Source organism: Pseudomonas sp. D2002 (genome assembly GCF_013385735.1).
Classification (GTDB): Bacteria; Pseudomonadota; Gammaproteobacteria; order Pseudomonadales; family Pseudomonadaceae; genus Aquipseudomonas.
The window spans coordinates 53,834-70,371 of sequence record NZ_JACAPL010000001.1; the positions used below are offsets into that span (position 1 = coordinate 53,834).

General features: G+C 62.6%; 15 protein-coding genes. 11 read left to right on the top strand and 4 right to left on the bottom strand.

Features of this window, described 5'->3' with window-relative positions; all coding sequences use genetic code 11:
- Positions 1–65: 65 nt before the first annotated feature.
- The gene (locus HX783_RS00205) at positions 66–1,460 is read left to right on the top strand and encodes a PLP-dependent aminotransferase family protein (protein WP_177015513.1); all 1,395 of its coding nucleotides are present in this window, start codon (positions 66–68) and stop codon (positions 1,458–1,460) included.
- 144 nt (positions 1,461–1,604) lie between these two features.
- Here HX783_RS00205 and HX783_RS00210 read toward each other — a convergent pair whose 3' ends face one another.
- Positions 1,605–2,456, bottom strand: a complete 852-nt coding sequence (locus HX783_RS00210) for a LysR substrate-binding domain-containing protein (protein ID WP_159956917.1) — start codon at positions 2,454–2,456, stop codon at positions 1,605–1,607.
- 244 nt (positions 2,457–2,700) lie between these two features.
- Here HX783_RS00210 and HX783_RS00215 point away from each other — a divergent pair, with 244 nt between their 5' ends.
- From HX783_RS00215 to metC, 10 genes are read left to right on the top strand one after another with little or no spacing between them, the layout of a single operon-like run.
- On the top strand, positions 2,701–3,522 hold the full coding sequence (locus HX783_RS00215; protein WP_177015490.1) for a transporter substrate-binding domain-containing protein: 822 nt from the start codon (positions 2,701–2,703) through the stop codon (positions 3,520–3,522).
- Between the two features lie 2 nt (positions 3,523–3,524).
- Complete coding sequence (locus HX783_RS00220) at positions 3,525–4,331, top strand: transporter substrate-binding domain-containing protein (RefSeq protein ID WP_177015491.1); 807 nt, start codon at positions 3,525–3,527, stop codon at positions 4,329–4,331.
- Positions 4,324–5,745, top strand: coding sequence for an FAD-binding oxidoreductase (locus tag HX783_RS00225; RefSeq protein WP_177015492.1), 1,422 nt, complete (start codon positions 4,324–4,326; stop codon positions 5,743–5,745). Before HX783_RS00220 ends, HX783_RS00225 begins: the two co-directional genes overlap by 8 nt.
- On the top strand, positions 5,742–6,944 hold the full coding sequence (locus HX783_RS00230; protein WP_177015493.1) for an aminotransferase class I/II-fold pyridoxal phosphate-dependent enzyme: 1,203 nt from the start codon (positions 5,742–5,744) through the stop codon (positions 6,942–6,944). Before HX783_RS00225 ends, HX783_RS00230 begins: the two co-directional genes overlap by 4 nt.
- Complete coding sequence (locus tag HX783_RS00235; protein ID WP_177015494.1) at positions 6,941–7,666, top strand: amino acid ABC transporter permease; 726 nt, start codon at positions 6,941–6,943, stop codon at positions 7,664–7,666. Before HX783_RS00230 ends, HX783_RS00235 begins: the two co-directional genes overlap by 4 nt.
- Positions 7,656–8,339, top strand: a complete 684-nt coding sequence (locus tag HX783_RS00240) for an amino acid ABC transporter permease (RefSeq protein ID WP_177015495.1) — start codon at positions 7,656–7,658, stop codon at positions 8,337–8,339. The genes HX783_RS00235 and HX783_RS00240 overlap by 11 nt, the downstream gene beginning before the upstream one ends.
- Positions 8,326–9,150 carry an amino acid ABC transporter ATP-binding protein gene (locus tag HX783_RS00245; protein ID WP_177015496.1) on the top strand — a complete coding sequence of 275 codons (825 nt, stop codon included), beginning with the start codon at positions 8,326–8,328 and terminating at the stop codon, positions 9,148–9,150. The genes HX783_RS00240 and HX783_RS00245 overlap by 14 nt, the downstream gene beginning before the upstream one ends.
- Before the next feature lie 16 nt (positions 9,151–9,166).
- Complete coding sequence (locus tag HX783_RS00250; protein WP_177015497.1) at positions 9,167–9,760, top strand: cysteine dioxygenase; 594 nt, start codon at positions 9,167–9,169, stop codon at positions 9,758–9,760.
- Positions 9,761–9,774: 14 nt separating this feature from the next.
- Positions 9,775–10,422 (top strand): glutathione S-transferase family protein, encoded by a 648-nt coding sequence (locus HX783_RS00255; RefSeq protein WP_177015498.1) that lies wholly within the window; start codon positions 9,775–9,777, stop codon positions 10,420–10,422.
- A gap of 27 nt (positions 10,423–10,449) precedes the next feature.
- A complete protein-coding gene (gene metC, locus HX783_RS00260) occupies positions 10,450–13,149 on the top strand; it encodes a cystathionine beta-lyase (protein WP_177015499.1) in 2,700 nt (899 codons plus the stop codon).
- A gap of 40 nt (positions 13,150–13,189) precedes the next feature.
- Here the strand turns inward: metC and HX783_RS00265 are convergent, their stop codons facing one another.
- The 3 genes from HX783_RS00265 to HX783_RS00275 form a co-directional block, all read right to left on the bottom strand.
- Positions 13,190–14,266 (bottom strand): nucleoside hydrolase, encoded by a 1,077-nt coding sequence (locus HX783_RS00265; protein ID WP_177015500.1) that lies wholly within the window; start codon positions 14,264–14,266, stop codon positions 13,190–13,192.
- A gap of 28 nt (positions 14,267–14,294) precedes the next feature.
- Positions 14,295–15,605 (bottom strand): MFS transporter, encoded by a 1,311-nt coding sequence (locus tag HX783_RS00270; RefSeq protein ID WP_177015501.1) that lies wholly within the window; start codon positions 15,603–15,605, stop codon positions 14,295–14,297.
- Between the two features lie 292 nt (positions 15,606–15,897).
- On the bottom strand, positions 15,898–16,530 hold the full coding sequence (locus tag HX783_RS00275) for an N-carbamoylsarcosine amidohydrolase (RefSeq protein ID WP_177015502.1): 633 nt from the start codon (positions 16,528–16,530) through the stop codon (positions 15,898–15,900).
- Between the last annotated feature and the right edge of the window lie 8 nt (positions 16,531–16,538).

Genomic DNA, 16,538 nt, shown 5'->3' on the forward strand with positions numbered 1-16,538 from the left:
TGATTGGACAAGTGGGTTGGGACATGATCAGACTTGGCCGTGTGTTTCTGCCGAGCTTGTCTGCGATGTCATCACTGCCCAAATACCAGGAAATTTACCGGCGCTTTCGCCTGGCCATTGACCAGGGCCAACTCGGCCCGGGTGATCGGGTGCCGTCGGTGCGCAGCCTGGCCCTGGAACTCAAGGTGGCGCGAGGTACGGTTGAGGCGGCTTATCAGTTGCTGGTCAGTGAGGGTTTTTTCGAGGCGCGTGGGCAGGCGGGCACTGTGATTGCGGGGGCTATACCAGTCGCCCCGATGAAGCCGCAGCCGGCCTTTACGCCGGTCGCTTCCGGCCCCCGGCCGCTGCAAATGGGCCTGCCCGCGCTGGATGCATTCCCGCGCAAACTGTGGGCGCGGTTGGTTACCCGGCAGGTACGCCGCACCGATGCCGACAGCCTGGCAATGGGCGACGTGCGTGGCGCTCATGCCTTGCGCGCGGCGGTTGCCAGTTACCTGGCGTTGTACCGGGGCGTGGAGTGTTCGCCGCAGCAGGTGTTTGTGTGTTCAGGGTATGCGGGGTGTCTGACGCTGTTGTGCGATGCGCTGCAGATGGCGGGGCAGCGCTGCTGGTTTGAAGACCCAGGGTATTTGCATGCGCGGCAGTTGTTACTGCATCAGGGGGCAGAATTGGTGCCGGTGCCGGTGGATGCTGAGGGGCTGGACGTTGAGCGCGGCAGGCAGCGCGATCGGCAGGCGCGGTTGGCGATTGTGACGCCGGCGCATCAGAGCCCCTTGGGCGTGGCCTTGAGCCCGGCGCGGCGACGGGCGTTGCTGGCGTGGGCGCGGGAGCAGGGGAGTTGGGTGGTCGAGGATGATTACGACAGTGAGTTTCGCTATCAGGGCCAGCCGTTGGCGGCGCTCAAGAGCCAGGACGTGGGGGATCGGGTGATCTATGCCGGGAGCTTCAGCAAGATGCTGTTTCCGGGGTTGCGCTTGGGGTATCTGGTGGTGCCCGCTTCGTTAGTCGAGGCGTTTGGCCGCAGTGCCGAGGCGTTGCAGCAGCGCAGTGCACAGCTGTTGCAGCTGACGGCGGCGGATTTTCTGGAGCAGGGGCATTTTACGCGGCACCTGAAGCAGATGCGGCTTTTGTATGCGCAACGCAGGCGGTTGTTGGTGGCGGCGCTTGGGGTGCACTGCGCGGAGTTTTTGCGGGTGGATGAGCAGGCGGGGGGAATTAACTTGCTGGCGCGGTTGCTGGTTTCGGTGCCGGATTGTGTTGTGGTTGAGGCTGCAAACAACGCGGGCTTGGCTGTTCAGCCGTTATCGGGGTGGATGCTGGAGCCTGGCAGTGAGCAGGGGGTGTTGATGGGGTTTACGAATGTGCTGACGGCAGAGCAGGCAGCGGAGTTGGCTCTGGTTTTACGCCGAGTTATTGTCGAGTCCCTATCCACTCCTTCGGTAACGGCTAAATCTATCTAATTGGAATGAGACCAAAATGTGGGAGCGGGCTTGCTCGCGAATGCGGTGGTTCAGTCAGCTCATGTGTTACTGGCCCACCGCTTTCGCGAGCAAGCCCGCTCCCACATTCGATTGAGTACAGCCTCAATGGATATGTACCCGCGATCACAACCCCTGACTCCCCCGAATCAAATCATAAGCCTTGCGCGCAATCGGGTTCGCCGTATTCGGCCGAATCCACAAGTAGTAAGTGACCTCAGGCATGCGCGGCAACCCATCCGTCTCCCCCAGCACGCGCATATCCGGCCCGAGCATTTCCATGCTCCGCGGTGTCACCCCCAACCCCGCGCGGGTCGCGGCCTTGATGCCGATCAGGTTCGACGCCAGGTACGCCTGCCGCCAAGGAATATTCGCCCGCTCCAGCGCCTCCAGCGCATACCGCCGATATATGCTCGGCTCATCCACCAGAATCAACGGCAGCGGTTCACCCGGCTGGTGAATGTACTGCGCCGAACAAATCCACCACACCGGCGAAGTACGCAAGGCAAACCCCTCCAGGTTCGGATCGGACCGCGTAGATATCACCATGTCCACCTTGCCCCGGTGCAAGTCATCCATCAAAAACGGGCTGCGCCCCACATCGATTTCCAAACGCAAACGCGGTGCCGAGCGGGCGATGTGGCTGAGGATCGGCGGCAGAATCGTGTCGGCAATGTCATGCGGCGAACCAATGCGCAACACACCGCTCAGGCTGCTTTCACGCAGCGAATTCAGCGCGTCGTCATTCAGCGACAGCATCTGCCGCGCATGCCGCAGCAGCTGCAAACCCGGCTCGGTCAGTTGCTTCTGCCGCCCGCGCTTTTCAAATAGGCTCACGCCCACTTGCTGTTCCAGGCGCTGCATATGCTGGGTCACGGACGACTGCGTACGCGCCAGGTGCATGCCGGCGCCGGCGAAGCTGTGGTGGTCGACCACGGCAATAAAGGTGCGCAGCAGTTCAAGGTCGAGGGTCGACATAGGCCATTTCCAAAGGCGGTTTTATATCAAGGGTGTGAAGTTAAACATTACAGATATTAATGTGTTGTTGAAGCTGATTTTTATCAAGGCCAGCAAATAAAGGGTTATGCCTCAATCAAAGGTCACCCTTATACGGCAAGTTATAACGATATGAGATATTTGCATTTCCGTTGCAACCGCACTCTCCCTAGCATGCCCCTCCATCAGGTCGGGGTACGCCGATCATTCGCCAGGGGGAAGTCCAATGATGTTCAAGAAATGGTTGCCGGTGGCCCTGGGATCGATGATCGCCCTGGGCGGCAGTGTGGCGGCCCAGGCCGATGCGACGCTGGACAAAATCGAACAACGCCATGTGCTGGTGGTTGGCGTGCTGCTGTCTGGCGGGCCGTTCGGCAGCATTGATCCGGCCACGCAGAAGCCCAAGGGCTTGAACGTCGACCTGGCCAACGAATTGGGGCGCCAGCTGCACGCCGAAGTGCAACTGGTGCCGGTACTGCCCGCCAACCGCGTGCAGTTCCTGCAGCAAGGCAAGGTTGACCTGCTGATCGCCAACATGGAATGGACCGCCGAGCGCGGTGAAATCCTCGGCTTTGTGCCAACCCCGTTCTACCGCATCGGCGGCACCGCAGCGGTACTCAAAGACAGCAAGATCACCCGCTGGGAAGACCTCAAGGGCCAACCCGTGTGCACCTCCCAAGGCAGCAGCTACGTCAAGCCGCTGACCGAGTTCGGCGCGCAGATCAAAGCCTTCAAGAGCTCGTCCGAATCGCTGCTGGCCCTGCGCGGCAACAACTGCGTGGCGGCAGTGCATGACTCCACGCTGATCAATCCGCTGATCAACGACAGCGCCGAATGGAAGGACTACCGCGCCATCAGCCCGGAACTCAAACCGGCGCCGTCGGTGATCTGGACCCGTCGCGGCGAAGGCGACACCCAGGCCAAACTCGACCCGATCGTCAAGGAACTGCACCGCAGCGGCTGGCTGATCGACGCCCAGACCCGCAACCGCATCAGCCCGGCCTCGCCGGCGCTGGTGGAATTGCAACAACAGTTCAAGGGTGCCTGAGCATGCCGTTTAAAACCCTCACCGCACTTGGCCTGGCCCTGTGCGCCGGTTTCGCCCACGCCGATGCCACCCTCGACAAGATCCAGCAACGCCATGCCATCAGTGTCGGCGTGATCCTCAGCGGCCCGCCGTTCGGCACCCTCGACCCGAAAACCGGCGAGCACCTGGGCTACAACGTCGAACTGGCCAAAGGCATCGGCCAGGCGCTGGGCGTGGAGACCAAGACGGTCTCGGTGCTGGCGCCCAACCGCGTGCAGTTCCTGCAGCAGGGCAAGGTCGACATTCTGATCGCCAATATGCAATTCACCGAAGAGCGCGCCGAGATCCTCGATTACGTGCCCACGCCCTATGAAGAAGTCGGCGGCGCGGCATTGATTCGCAAAGGTGCGGGTATCAAGCAGTGGGCTGACCTCAAGGACAAGCCGGTGTGCGTGTCCCAGGGCAGCAACTTCATCAAGCCGCTGCAGGAAACCTACGGCGCGCAGATCAAGGCGTTCCGCAGCCAGTCCGAATCCTTGCTGTCGTTGCGCGGTAACGGTTGCGTGGCGGCTGTGCACGTCAGCCCGACCATGCATGCGCTGCTCAGCGATGCCGAGTGGGACGGCTATGAAATTCCACTGCCGGGCGACCTGATTCCGTCCAAATCGGTGATCTGGATTCGCAAGGGCGAGCACGATACCCAGGCCAGGCTCGATGCCATTGTGCGCGACTGGCATAAAAGCGGTTTCCTGATCGCCCTCGGCGAACGCACCGGCATGGCGCCGTCCCAGGCCCTGCGTGATCTGCACGAGCAGTACAGCCATGAGTGACACGCTGTTCGCCACCCTGCAACAACTGCTGGGCGCCGCCCATGTGCAAACCAGTGCTGAAGCGGCCAAGTACCTGACTGACAAGCAGGGCCGCTACACCGGCCAGGTGATCGCGGCGGTGCACCCGGCCACCACCGACGAAGTTGCCGCCGTGGTGCGCGCCTGCGTGGCCTTGCGCACGCCCATCGTGGTGCAGGGCGGCAACACCGGGCTGATGGCCGGCGCCACGCCGGATGCCAGCGGGCGTTCGGTGTTGCTGTTGCTTGATCGCATGAACCGCGTGCGCCAGGTCGACACCGACAACGACACACTCACGGTGGAAGCCGGCTGCATCCTGCAGAACATCCAGGACGTGGCCCGTGAGGCCGACCGCCTGTTCCCCCTGAGCCTGGGTGCCGAGGGCAGTTGCACCATCGGCGGCAACCTGGGCACCAACGCTGGCGGCACCGCGGTATTGCGTTACGGCAACACCCGCGAGCTGACCCTGGGCCTTGAAGTTGTCACCGCCGAAGGCGAGATCTGGCATGGCTTGCGCGGTTTGCGCAAGGACAACACCGGCTACGACCTGCGCGACTTGTACATCGGCAGCGAAGGCACACTGGGGATAATCACCGCCGCCACCTTGAAGCTGTTCCCGCTGCCCAAGGCCCAGGCCACCGCGCTATTAGCTTTCGATGAGCTGGCCCAGGCGGTGGCGTTCCTGTCCCATGCCCGCGCCGGGTTTGGCGCCAGCCTGACGGCCTTCGAACTGCTCACCGCCGATTGCCTGGCGCTGTTGCGCGACCAGTTCCCGGACGGCCCGCAGCCTTTCAAAATCGCGCGCCAGCCTTGGTTTGCCTTGATTGAACTCTCCGATAATCAAGGCGAAGCGCATGCCCGCGAAGCCATCGAACAGGTGCTGGGCGATGCTTTCGAACAGCAACTCATCAGTGATGCCTTGATCGCCGAAAGCCTGGCACAAAGCGAGGCCCTGTGGCTGCTGCGCGAGAACATGAGCGAGGCGCAGAAACGCGCCGGGCGCAATATGAAGCACGATATCTCAGTGCCGATTTCTCAGGTTGTGGCGTTCGTCGCGCACACCGATGCATTGCTGCAGCAGCACTTCCCCGGCGTGCGCAACTTCACCTTCGGGCACCTGGGCGACGGCAACCTGCATTACAACGTGGCACACCCGCTGGGTTCGACAGTGGACGCGCACATGGCCCATTACGCCGAGTTGAGCGCGTTGGTGCATGACAGCGCCCATGCCCACGGCGGCTCGATCAGTGCCGAACACGGCATCGGCCAGCGCAAAGTCGGCATGCTGGGGCGCTACAAAAGCCCGGTGGAATTGGACCTGATGCGCCGCATCAAGCAGGCGCTCGACCCGCACAACCTGCTCAACCCCGGCAAAGTCCTTGAGGTGCAGCCATGACCGTACGCTTGTCCAAACGCGTGCAGCGCGTGTCGCTGTCGGCCAACGCCGCGGCCAAATCCCGCGCCACCGAACTGCGTGACGCCGGGCGCGATATCCTCGACCTGACCACCGGCGAGCCGGATTTCGACACCCCGGAACACATCAAGCAAGCCGCCTACGCCGCCATCGCGGCCGGTGCCACCAAGTACACGCCGACGCCGGGCGTCAAGGCTCTGCGCGTGGCGGTGCAGCGCAAACTGGCCGGGGAAAATCACCTGGACTACCCGCTGGCGTCCATCGTGATTGCCAACGGCGCCAAGCAGATCATCTTCAATGCTTTCGCCGCCACCCTCGACGAAGGCGATCAAGTGCTGGTGCCGACGCCTTACTGGCCGTCGTTTCCGGACAGCGTGCGCTTTAACGGCGGCGAACCGGTCTTCATCGAATGTGGGCTGGAGCAGGGCTGCAAGTTGCTGCCGGCGCAGCTGGCGCAACACATCACTGAGCGCACGCGCTGGTTGATCCTCAATGGCCCGGGCAACCCCAGCGGCGCGGTGTACAGCGAAACCGAACTGCAGGCATTGGCCGAGGTGCTGCGGCGCCATCCCCAGGTGTTGATTCTGCTGGATGAACTGTACGAACACATCCGCTTCGATGGTCGCCCGGCCCAGAGTTTGTTGAACGTCGCACCCGACTTGCAGGGCCGCTGCCTGCTGGTGGGCGGCGTGTCCAAGACCTACGCCATGACCGGCTGGCGCATCGGCTTTGGCGCCGGGCCGAAAACCCTCACCGACGCGATGGCGGTGGTGCAATCGCAGTCCACCTCCGGCGCGTCATCGGTGGGGCAGGCGGCGGCACTGGCGGCCTATAACGGCGGGCTGGACTTCCTCGCCGAGCAGGTCGCGGCCTATCAATTGCGTCGGGATATTCTGGTTGCAGCGTTGAACAACGTGGAAGGCCTGGAGGTGCTTGAACCCCAGGGCGGTTTTTTCGTGTTCGTGCGCTGCGCAGGGCTAATAGGCCGCTCTCGCCCGGACGGCCAGCGCATCGACAGCGATGAAGACCTGGTCGCCTGGCTGCTGGAGGAGGGCGTCGCCGGTGTGGCGGGCAGCGCCTATGGCCTGTCGCCGTGGTTTCGCTTGTCCATCGCCACCGCGACCGACAGCGTGGCTGAGGCCGGGCGGCGTATCGCAGCCGCCTGCGGACAGTTGCAATGATGCAGGCGTTTGTTCATTGGGCCGCAGGCTTTGGCCTGAACTACAGCTTCCTGCTGGACGCTTACCAGCGCGGCACCTTGGTCCAGGGCGCGCTGACCACCGGCTGGCTGTGCCTGTTCACCCTCATTGGCAGCCTGTTGGCGGGCATCAGCCTGGCCGCCATGCTGACTTCGGGCAACCCGTGGCTGGCCAAGCCGGCGCGGGTGTTTGTCGAGGTCACGCGCAATACGCCGACGCTGGTGCAGCTGTATTGCGCGTTCCTGGTGTTGAACATGCTGCTGACCCAGGCGGTGGGCGCGGCCAACCCGCTGACGCCGTTTGCCTGGGTGGTGATCGTGATTTCCCTGCACAAGGGCGCGTTCCACGCCGAAGCCTTGCGTGCGGGCATCGAAGCGGTGCCCGCCGTGACCCTGGAAGCCGCCAGCTCTCTGGCCTTCAACAGGCGCCAATTGCTATGGAACGTGCAGTTGCCGCTGGCGCTGCGTTTTGCCTTGCCGTCGCTGATCAACAACTTGATCGACCTGGTGAAGATGACCGCCGTGGCCTCGGCCATTGCCGTGGGTGACATCACCTACGCCGCGATCATGATCTGGACCCAAAGCGACAACGTGCTGGAACTGATGATCCTGATCCTGAGTTTCTTTGGCCTGCTGAGTTTTATCGTCAATTGTGTGGGGCGCTGGCTGGAAGCGCGCCTGAGGATGCCCGGCTATGGCCATTGATTCATTTCCAGTGCTGTCGGCGTTGTGGCAGTGGTCGCCGGCACTGGTGGCAGGCTTTGGCCAGAACATCCTGATCAGCCTGTTGGCGATTGCCATCGGCTCGTTGCTGGGCTTGTTGATCGGCGCGCTGGCGCTGTCGCCGCTGGGGTTTGTCGCGCGGCTGTGGGTGCAGGTATTTCGCAATGCGCCGTGGCTGGTGCTGATCTATTTCACCACCTACGTATTTCCGTTCGAAATCCACATCGGCAGCAGCTATGTGTCGTTCCCCGACTGGGTCAAGGTCACCCTCGGCCTGGCCTTGCCGGCGAGTGCCAACGTGGCGGAGATCTTCCGTGGCGCCATCGGTTCGATCTCCAGCACCCAGTGGGAAGCCGCGCGGTCGCTGGCGTTTACCCGTGGCCAGCTGTTCCGTTCGATCATTTTGCCGCAGTGCTTCAAGCGCATGTTGCCGCCGTGGATGAACCTCTACGCCGTGGTCACCATGGGCACCGCGCTGGCCTCACTGGTGGGCGTGCATGACGTGATCGATACCGCGCAGATCGCCAGCAACACCGTCAACCTCACCGGCTTTACCGTGGTGATTTACCTGAGCCTGCTGGTGCTGTTTTTCGCCTACTGCTACCCGATTTCCCGCCTGACCCAACACCTGGAGCGCCGTTATGCCTTCTATTGAACCCCTGGTGAGCCTGCGGGATATCCATTTGTCGTTCGCCAGCAACCCGGTGCTCAAGGGCATTGACCTGGATGTGCATCGCGGCCAGGCGGTGTCGATCATCGGCCCGTCGGGCTCGGGCAAATCCACGATTCTGCGTTGCATCACCGGGTTGTTGCAGCCCCAGCGCGGCAGCATTCGCGTGGGTGAAACCCGCGTCGACACCCTGGCCCATGAAGCCCAGCGTATCGAGTTGCGCAAGCGCGTCGGCTTTGTGTTCCAGCAGTACAACCTGTTCCCGCACCTGTCGGTGCTGGAAAACCTGGTGATCGCCCCGCGCAAGGTGCTGGGCCGCAACCGCGCCGACGCCGAGAAAGACGCGCGAGCGTTGCTGGCCAAGGTGCGCATGGAGCACAAGGCGGATGCTTATCCAGGCCAGTTGTCCGGCGGCCAGCAGCAGCGCGTGGCGATTGCCCGCGCACTGGCGATGCGTCCGGAGCTGATCCTGTTCGACGAGGTGACCTCGGCACTCGACCCGGAAACCGTCGGCGAAGTGCTGACGGTGATCCGCGAACTCACCGAAGAGGGCATGACCTGCGTGCTGGTCACCCACGAAATGCGCTTCGCCGAAGAGATCAGCGACTTGGTGTATTTCACCGAAAACGGCGTGATTGTCGAGCATGGCAGCGCCGCGCAGATCTTCCAGAACCCCGCCAGCGAACGCACCCAGACGTTCCTGCGCCATGCCTTGGGCGATTCGGGGCGCCGTGGCCCCATCGCCCACGACCCGTACCTGTTGACCAATTTGAGCCGTTACAGCCTGTCCGTCTGATAAGAGGAAAACCGTCATGAGTAGCGAAAACCGTGCTGCTGTCATCGAAGCGTTCTTGCAGCAAATCCGCGTCATCAATCAGCGCGGCGTAGACCGTGCGGCCCTGGTGGAAATCGTCGGCCTGCTGGAAAACCTGGCCGAGCGCCGCGACCTGTTCAACTTCGACGCATTCCCCGCGCCGGTGCCGGGGCAGGGCAGCACCGCATTCCGCTATCGCCTGAATGACGACGGCGACACCCCGACGCTGTACCTCAACTCGCTGTTGCCGGGCAAAAGCACGATCCCCCACAACCATGAAACCTGGGCGATCATCAGCGCCATCGAAGGCCAGGAAATCAACTACGTTTACGCACGCAATGACGAAGGCCACGAACCGGGTTTCACCAGCCTGACCCTGGAAAAACAAGTGATCGTGCAGCCGGGTACGTCGATCTCGTTCCTCGGTGAAGACCTGCATGGCATCAAGGTCGAAGGCGAGCAGGCGACCTTGCACTTCCACCTCTACGGCTTGCCGCTGGAATCGCTGAATGGCCGTTACGGCGTGGAAGCCGACGGGCGCATCCTCAACTACAACGCCTCGCAAATGGCGCCGTCGATTCGCGCGTACTGAGGGCGAGGTTTTTTATGATTGACCTGTATTACTGGCCAACCGGCAACGGCCTGAAAGTCGGCATCCTGCTCGAAGAGCTGGGCCTTGAATACCGCCTGCTGCCGGTGAACATCCGCGAAGGCGAGCAGAAGGCTGCCAGCTTCCAGCGCATCAGCGCCAACGGGCGAATCCCGGCGATTGTCGACCATCGCCGCGAGACACCGCTGAGCCTGTTCGAATCCGGCGCCATCCTCAACTACCTGGCCGACAGCGCCGGGCAATTCCTGCCGCCAGCCGGCACTGCCGAACGGCAAAACGTGCAGGAATGGCTGTTCTGGCAAGTCGGGCATATCACCCCGTACCTGAGCCAATTGCAGGTGTTCAAAGAGAAAGCGCCGGAGCCGATCCCATTCGCCCTCGACCTGCTGAATGCCGAAGCGACGCGCCTGTACCGTGTGCTGGAGCAGCGCCTGGCTGAAGTGCCATTTGTGGCCGGTGAATACTCGGTGGCCGACATGGCGATATTCCCGTGGATTCAGCCGCTGCGCCAAGGCCAGGACCTGGCGGACTACCCGCACATCCAGGCCTGGCGCCTGCGCATCAAAGCGCGGCCGGCGGTGCAGCGTGCCTATGCCAAAGGTCGCGAAGTCGCAGCGGGCGAGCGTTCGTTGGCGTTGCAGTAACTCTTTTCTTACTTTGTTGGGACTTCCATGAGCCAGACCATCACCCCACGTCAACTGCAGCAATGGCTGTTCGACGGGCAGGAAATCGCCGTATTCGACGTGCGCGAACACGGGCAATACGGCGAAGCCCACCTGTTCCACGGGGTGAACCTGCCCTATAGCCGCCTGGAACTGGAAGTACGCCGCCTGGCGCCCAACCCGCAGGTGCGCCTGGTGATTTACGATCAGGACGGCGGTGAGGTGGCGACCCGCACGGCCGCTCGCCTGCAGGCGCTGGGCTACAGCCAGGTGCATGTATTGGCCGGCGGCGCCGACGGTTGGCAAGCGGCCGGTTTGCAGCTGTTTGCCGGGGTGCACGTGCCGTCCAAGGCCTTTGGCGAGTTGGTCGAAGAGGCCAGCCACACGCCCCACGTCACTGCGCGGCAGCTGGCCGAGTGGCAGGCGCGTGGCGAGCCGCTGGTGGTGCTCGACGGGCGGCCGTTCGATGAATACCGCAAGATGACCATTCCCGGTTCCATCTGCTGCCCGAATGGCGAGTTGGGCTACCGCGTGCATGATCTGGTGCCGGATGAAACCACACCGATTGTGGTCAATTGCGCGGGGCGCACCCGCAGCATTATCGGCGCGCAGACGTTGATCAATCTGGGCCTGAAAAACCCGATCTATGCCTTGGAAAACGGCACCCAAGGCTGGTACCTGGAAGACTTCCAGCTGGAGCACGGCAGCACCCGACGTTACCACGAGCAGGTCAGCACGGACCTGGCTCAACAGCGCCAGGCCGCGCGGCAATTGGCCGAGCGCGCAGGCGTGGTGAGTGTCTCGGCCGAGCAGGTTCGGCAGTGGGCGAGTAACGCGCAGCGCAGCCTGTTCCTGTGCGACGTGCGCACCGCCGAAGAATTTGCCGTTGGCAGCTTGCCGGGCTCGCAACACACGCCGGGCGGGCAGTTGATCCAGTCCACCGACCTTTACATCGGCGTGCGTCAGGCGCGGGTGGTGCTGGTGGACAGCGACGGCGTGCGCGCGCCGATTGTGGCCAGTTGGCTGCGCCAATTGGGGCATGAGGCGTATGTGCTGGAGGGCGGTATCGCCAGCGGCCTGGCCTTGCCGGTGTTGCAGCCGGTGGCATACGAGCCGCTGCCGCTGATCAGCGCCCAGGCATTGGCGCTTGAATTGAACGACGTCAACCTGATCGATTTGCGCCCGAGCATGCTGTTTCGCAAAGGGCATATCGCCGGTTCGCAGTGGTCGATTCGATCACTGCTGAAAACCGATCATCGGCCGCTGGTGCTGGTGGCGGATGACCCGGCGTTGGCGGCCTTTGCTGCCGAAGGCGTGTCGGCAAGGTTGCTGGACGGTGGCTTCGCGGCCTGGGCCGCGGCCGGTCTGCCGGTCAACCAAGGCCCGCAAACCCTGCCCGACGCGCAGTGCATCGACTTCCTGTTCTTCACTCACGACCGCCACAGCGGCAACAAAGATGCCGCGCGCCAGTATCTGGCCTGGGAAATCGGCCTGTTGGCGCAGATGAGTGAAGCCGAAATCGCCAGCCTTAAACCACTCACGCCGCCGTCACGCGTGCGCACGCGGTTGATCCACGCCGCGCGGAGCGAAAAGGGCCACGGCGGCCGCGCAGTGAATGTGCCGATCACGCGCATGAGCACGGTGCTGTTCGATAACCTCGCGCAAATGCGCGACGCCCGCGCCCGACGCGACAGCGAGCGCGTGTTGACCTATGGTGCGCGCGGCAATCCCACCTCTCATGCCTTGGAAGACCTGGTCACCGAGCTGGAAGGCGGCTATCGCACGCGGCTCTACGGCACCGGCCTGGCGGCAGCAGCCCAGGTGTTCCTGGCTTACCTGCGCCCCGGCGATCATGTGCTGATCACCGATGCGGTGTATTCGCCGGTGCGCAAGCTGGCGCGTGAATTTCTGCAGCCGTTCGGCATAGAAGTCAGCTACTTCTCGCCCGATGCGACGGGTTTGGAGGCGCAACTGCAAGCCAATACCAAACTGGTCTACGCCGAAGTGCCGGGCTCGCTGTTGTATGAGCTGTGCGATTTGCCTGCGATTGCGGCGTTGTGCAGACCACGCAACATCTTGCTGGCCGTCGACAACACCTGGGGCTCGGGCTACCTGTACCGGCCACTGGCATTGGGCGCGGACATCTCGATCATGGCCCTGACCAAATACCTCGGCGGCCACAGCGACGTGATGATGGGCAGCGTGTGCACCACCGCAGCGGCCTGGCCGGCGTTGGGCAAAATGAGCGACACCTTCGGCAATTCGGTCAGCGCCGACGATGCCTACCTGATCCTGCGTGGCGCACGTACCTTGGCGTCACGCCTGGATGTGCACGAGCGCCAGGCGCTCGAGATCGCGCAGTGGTTACAGGCGCAGCCGCAGGTAAAGCGCGTGTTCCACCCGGCACTGTCTGGGCACCCGGGGCATGCGCTGTGGCGTCGGGATTTCACCGGCAGCAATGGCTTGTTGTCGTTTGAACTGGCGAATGCCGATGCGGCTTACCTTGAGCGTTTTATCGATGCTTTGCGGCTGTTCGGCTTGGGGGCGTCGTGGGGCGGCTATGAAAGCCTGGTCACCGTCGCCGACACCCAGGACCGCGAAAGCGCGGCGGATCGGGCGTTGAATTCGGTGGTGCGCTTGCATATCGGCTTGGAAGATGTGGCGGCGCTGATCGAGGATCTGCAGCGCGGGTTTGCCCTGGCGGGCTGAGTGAAGATCGCTCCCACGCAAAGTGGGAGCGATCCGCTGGTCAGTGTTTGACCGGCGTCGGCAGGGTCACGAGGTTGACGTAGCCGTCCCAGAATTTCTTCTGATCCACGCCAAACACCACTTTGGCCTTCTGGGTGCCAACCGGTGCGCCTTTCTTGTAGCCCAGTGCGCGGCCATAGTCGGCGCCGAAGGTGGCGTCCACGTCCACCCACAAATCGCGCGACTCGGTGACGATCTCCGGGCTGACCAGGAACAGCGCCGGCAGGCTGTCCCAGGTGAAGCTGTGGTAGCTCGGGTCTTTGTCGAACAGCGGCCCGAACTCATGCTTGTAGAGGTCGGCAATCGCGCCTTTCTGTGCAATCACGCGCTGGTACACCGATTTGTCGAAGGTGACTTTCTCGCACACGTCATTCGGGAAAATCACGTGCTCGATGGGTGAGCGCAACACGATCTTCGCCGCCTCCGGGTCGAACCACCAGTTGAATTCCGCCGCCGGCGTAGTGTTGCCCGGAATCTCCAGGGCGCCGCCCATGTACACGATGCGCTTGATCAGCGGCACGATGTCCGGCGCCGAGCGAATCGCCAGGGCGATGTTGGTGAGTGGGCCGACCGCCAGAATCGTCACTTGGTGCGGGTTGGCGCGTACGCTTTGCACGATGAACTGCGCGGCGGTCTCACTGCGCAGTTGGGTGTGGGTGGCCAGGCCGTCCGGTGGCGCGACCAATTGCGCGGGCGAAGTAGGCCGCGGGTTTTTGAACGCGCCCGGCCAGCCCGAGCCGAACAGGGCTTTTTCCGCCTCATAGGTGGCGTAGTCATGCAGCAGCGGGTAGGCCGCGCCCGAGTAAACGCCGACCTCTTTTTCCACGCCCATGCGTTCTACGGCCTTGAGGGCGTCGACCTGTTCCTGGTCGACCCAGGCGTTGCCACTGACCAGGGTCATGCCGAGCAAGTCGATGCGTTTTTGCGCATGCAACTGGGCGAGCATGATAAAGGCCTGGCCGTCATCGTTGAGCACATTGAAGTCGGTGTCGAAGATGACTTTTTCAGCTGCTTGCGCGGTGCCGGCACACAGGCCGACGGCGACAAGCAGCGCACAACTTTTAAAGAAGCCTTGCATGGTGGTTCATCCGCAAAAATTGTTGTTGTTAACGGTTCACCAGTTTCGCCGGCAAGGCGATGACCAGGAAGCTGCTGAGGATCAGGCAGCCGGCGAAAAACCACAAGGCGCCCGCGCTGCTGCCGGTGACGTCAATCGCCACGCCCATCAACGAGTTGCTGACCAGGCCGGCGATATTCGCCACTGAGCATGCCAGGGCAAACCCGGTGGCGGCTGCGGTGCCTTTGAGAAAGGTCGCCGGCAGGCTGAAAAACACCGGCACGGCGCCGATGATCGCGGCCGACGCGATGGCGAACAGGGCCACGGTGGCCGCCACGTTATGGGTGAAGAAGGTGCTGGTGGCCATCGCCGCCGCGCCGATGAAAAACGGCACGATGATGTGCCAGCGGCGTTCACGGTGTTTGTCGGAGCTGGCGCCGATCAGCAGCATGCCCAGCAGGGCGGCGACGCTGGGCAACGCCGTCAGCACGCCGATATGGAAGGTGTCGGTGACCCCGGCGTTACGGATGAACGTCGGCATCCAGAACCCCATGGCGTAGGCGCTGAGCAGGATCGAGAAGTCGATACCGCCGAGCATCCACACTTTGAGGTTGAAGAAGCCGTCACGGAAGCTGTGCTTGCTGCCGGTGGCGTCGGCTTCGTCCTTGCGCAGTTCACTTTCGAGCAGGGTTTTTTCGTCCTGCGACAACCATTTGGCTTGCTGGAAGGTGTTGGGCAGCGCCCAGAAGGTCAGCACGCCGAGCAACACACTGGGCACCGCTTCGATCAGGAACAGCCACTGCCAGCCGCGCAGGCCGCCCACGGTGTCGAAATGGCCCATGATCCAGCCGGATAGCGGGCCGCCGATTACGCTGGACAGCGGCAGGCCGATCATGAACAGCGCGATGATGCGCCCGCGCCGATGGGTCGGAAACCAGGTGGTCAGGTAATACAACACACCCGGCAAAAAACCGGCTTCGGCGGCGCCGAGCAGAAAGCGCAGGATGTAGAACTGCGTGGTCGAGGTGACGAGCATGGTGCAGGCCGAGAGCAGGCCCCAGGTGATCATGATGCGCGCGATCCAGATTTTTGCGCCGACCCGCTCCAGTACCAGGTTGCTCGGCACTTCAAAGATGATGTAGCCGACGAAGAACAAGCCGGCGCCGAGGCCGAACGCGGTTTCGCTGAAGTGCAGCTGGTCGAGCATCTGCAGTTTGGCGAAGCCGATGTTGATTCGGTCCAGGTAAGCGGCCAGGTAGCAGAAACACAGGAACGGAATCAGCTTCCAGGTGACCTTGTGGTAGAGCGTGGTGACGGGGTCGGCGACGCTGGTCGCGGGTGCTGCATTCGCAATGGGCATTGGGTGTCTCCTGGCGGTGACTTATGGTTTTTATACAGCCGCTTTGTTCCAGCACTTCGGAGTGCTGTAGAAGCGACGTCCAAAGGCAGTGTCAGAAGACTGAGATTTCCCTGCTGGATGAGATCAAGTGTGGGAGCGGGCTTGCTCGCGAAAGCGGTGGATCAGTCAGTACAGGTTTAACTGACAGACCGCATTCGCGAGCAAGCCCGCTCCCACATTCGATTGCATTCCAAAGTGGGAGACGCTCAGTTTTTTCCGGACCACGCTCTTTGTCGTGGTTCCTGGTGAATCGTTATTGCTCCCTGAACTTGCTCAACGCCTCCTGCTTGCTCACCACGTCGCCATACTTGCTGTCGATATCGAACAAGTTGGCCTCATGGGGCGCCGAGTGTCGATCGCCGACGCATTCGCGCACGACGATGGTGCGAAACCCATGTTGCACAGCATCCACCGCCGTCGCGCGGATGCAGCCACTGGTGGAGCAGCCGGCCAGCACCACGGTGTCGATGCCTTGTGCGTGTAGCATCGGGGCCAGGCTGCTGCCGAAAAACGCACTGGCGTACTGCTTGGTGATCACCACTTCATCGGCCTGGGGCAACACCTCGGCGCAGAACGCCGCGAGGGGGTTGCCTTCGACCATGTCTTTCATTACCGGGGCCTTCTTGACCCAGATGCCACCGTCGGCGAAATGGCCGGGATGGTAGCGGATATTGGTGTGCACCACCGCAATCCCGTGTTCGCGCGCAGTGGCCAGCAGCTCGACACTTTCCGCCACGGCTGTGACCACGCCCGGCGCAAACAGCGGCGCGCCTTCGGTGGTGTAGCCCTGCATGAAGTCGATCATCAGCAGCGCGGCTTTTTTGCCGAAGCCGATGCGGTTGCCCCAGACGCCTTGGTAGTTGGCGTCGGCGGATTGTTCGCTCATCGCTAAGA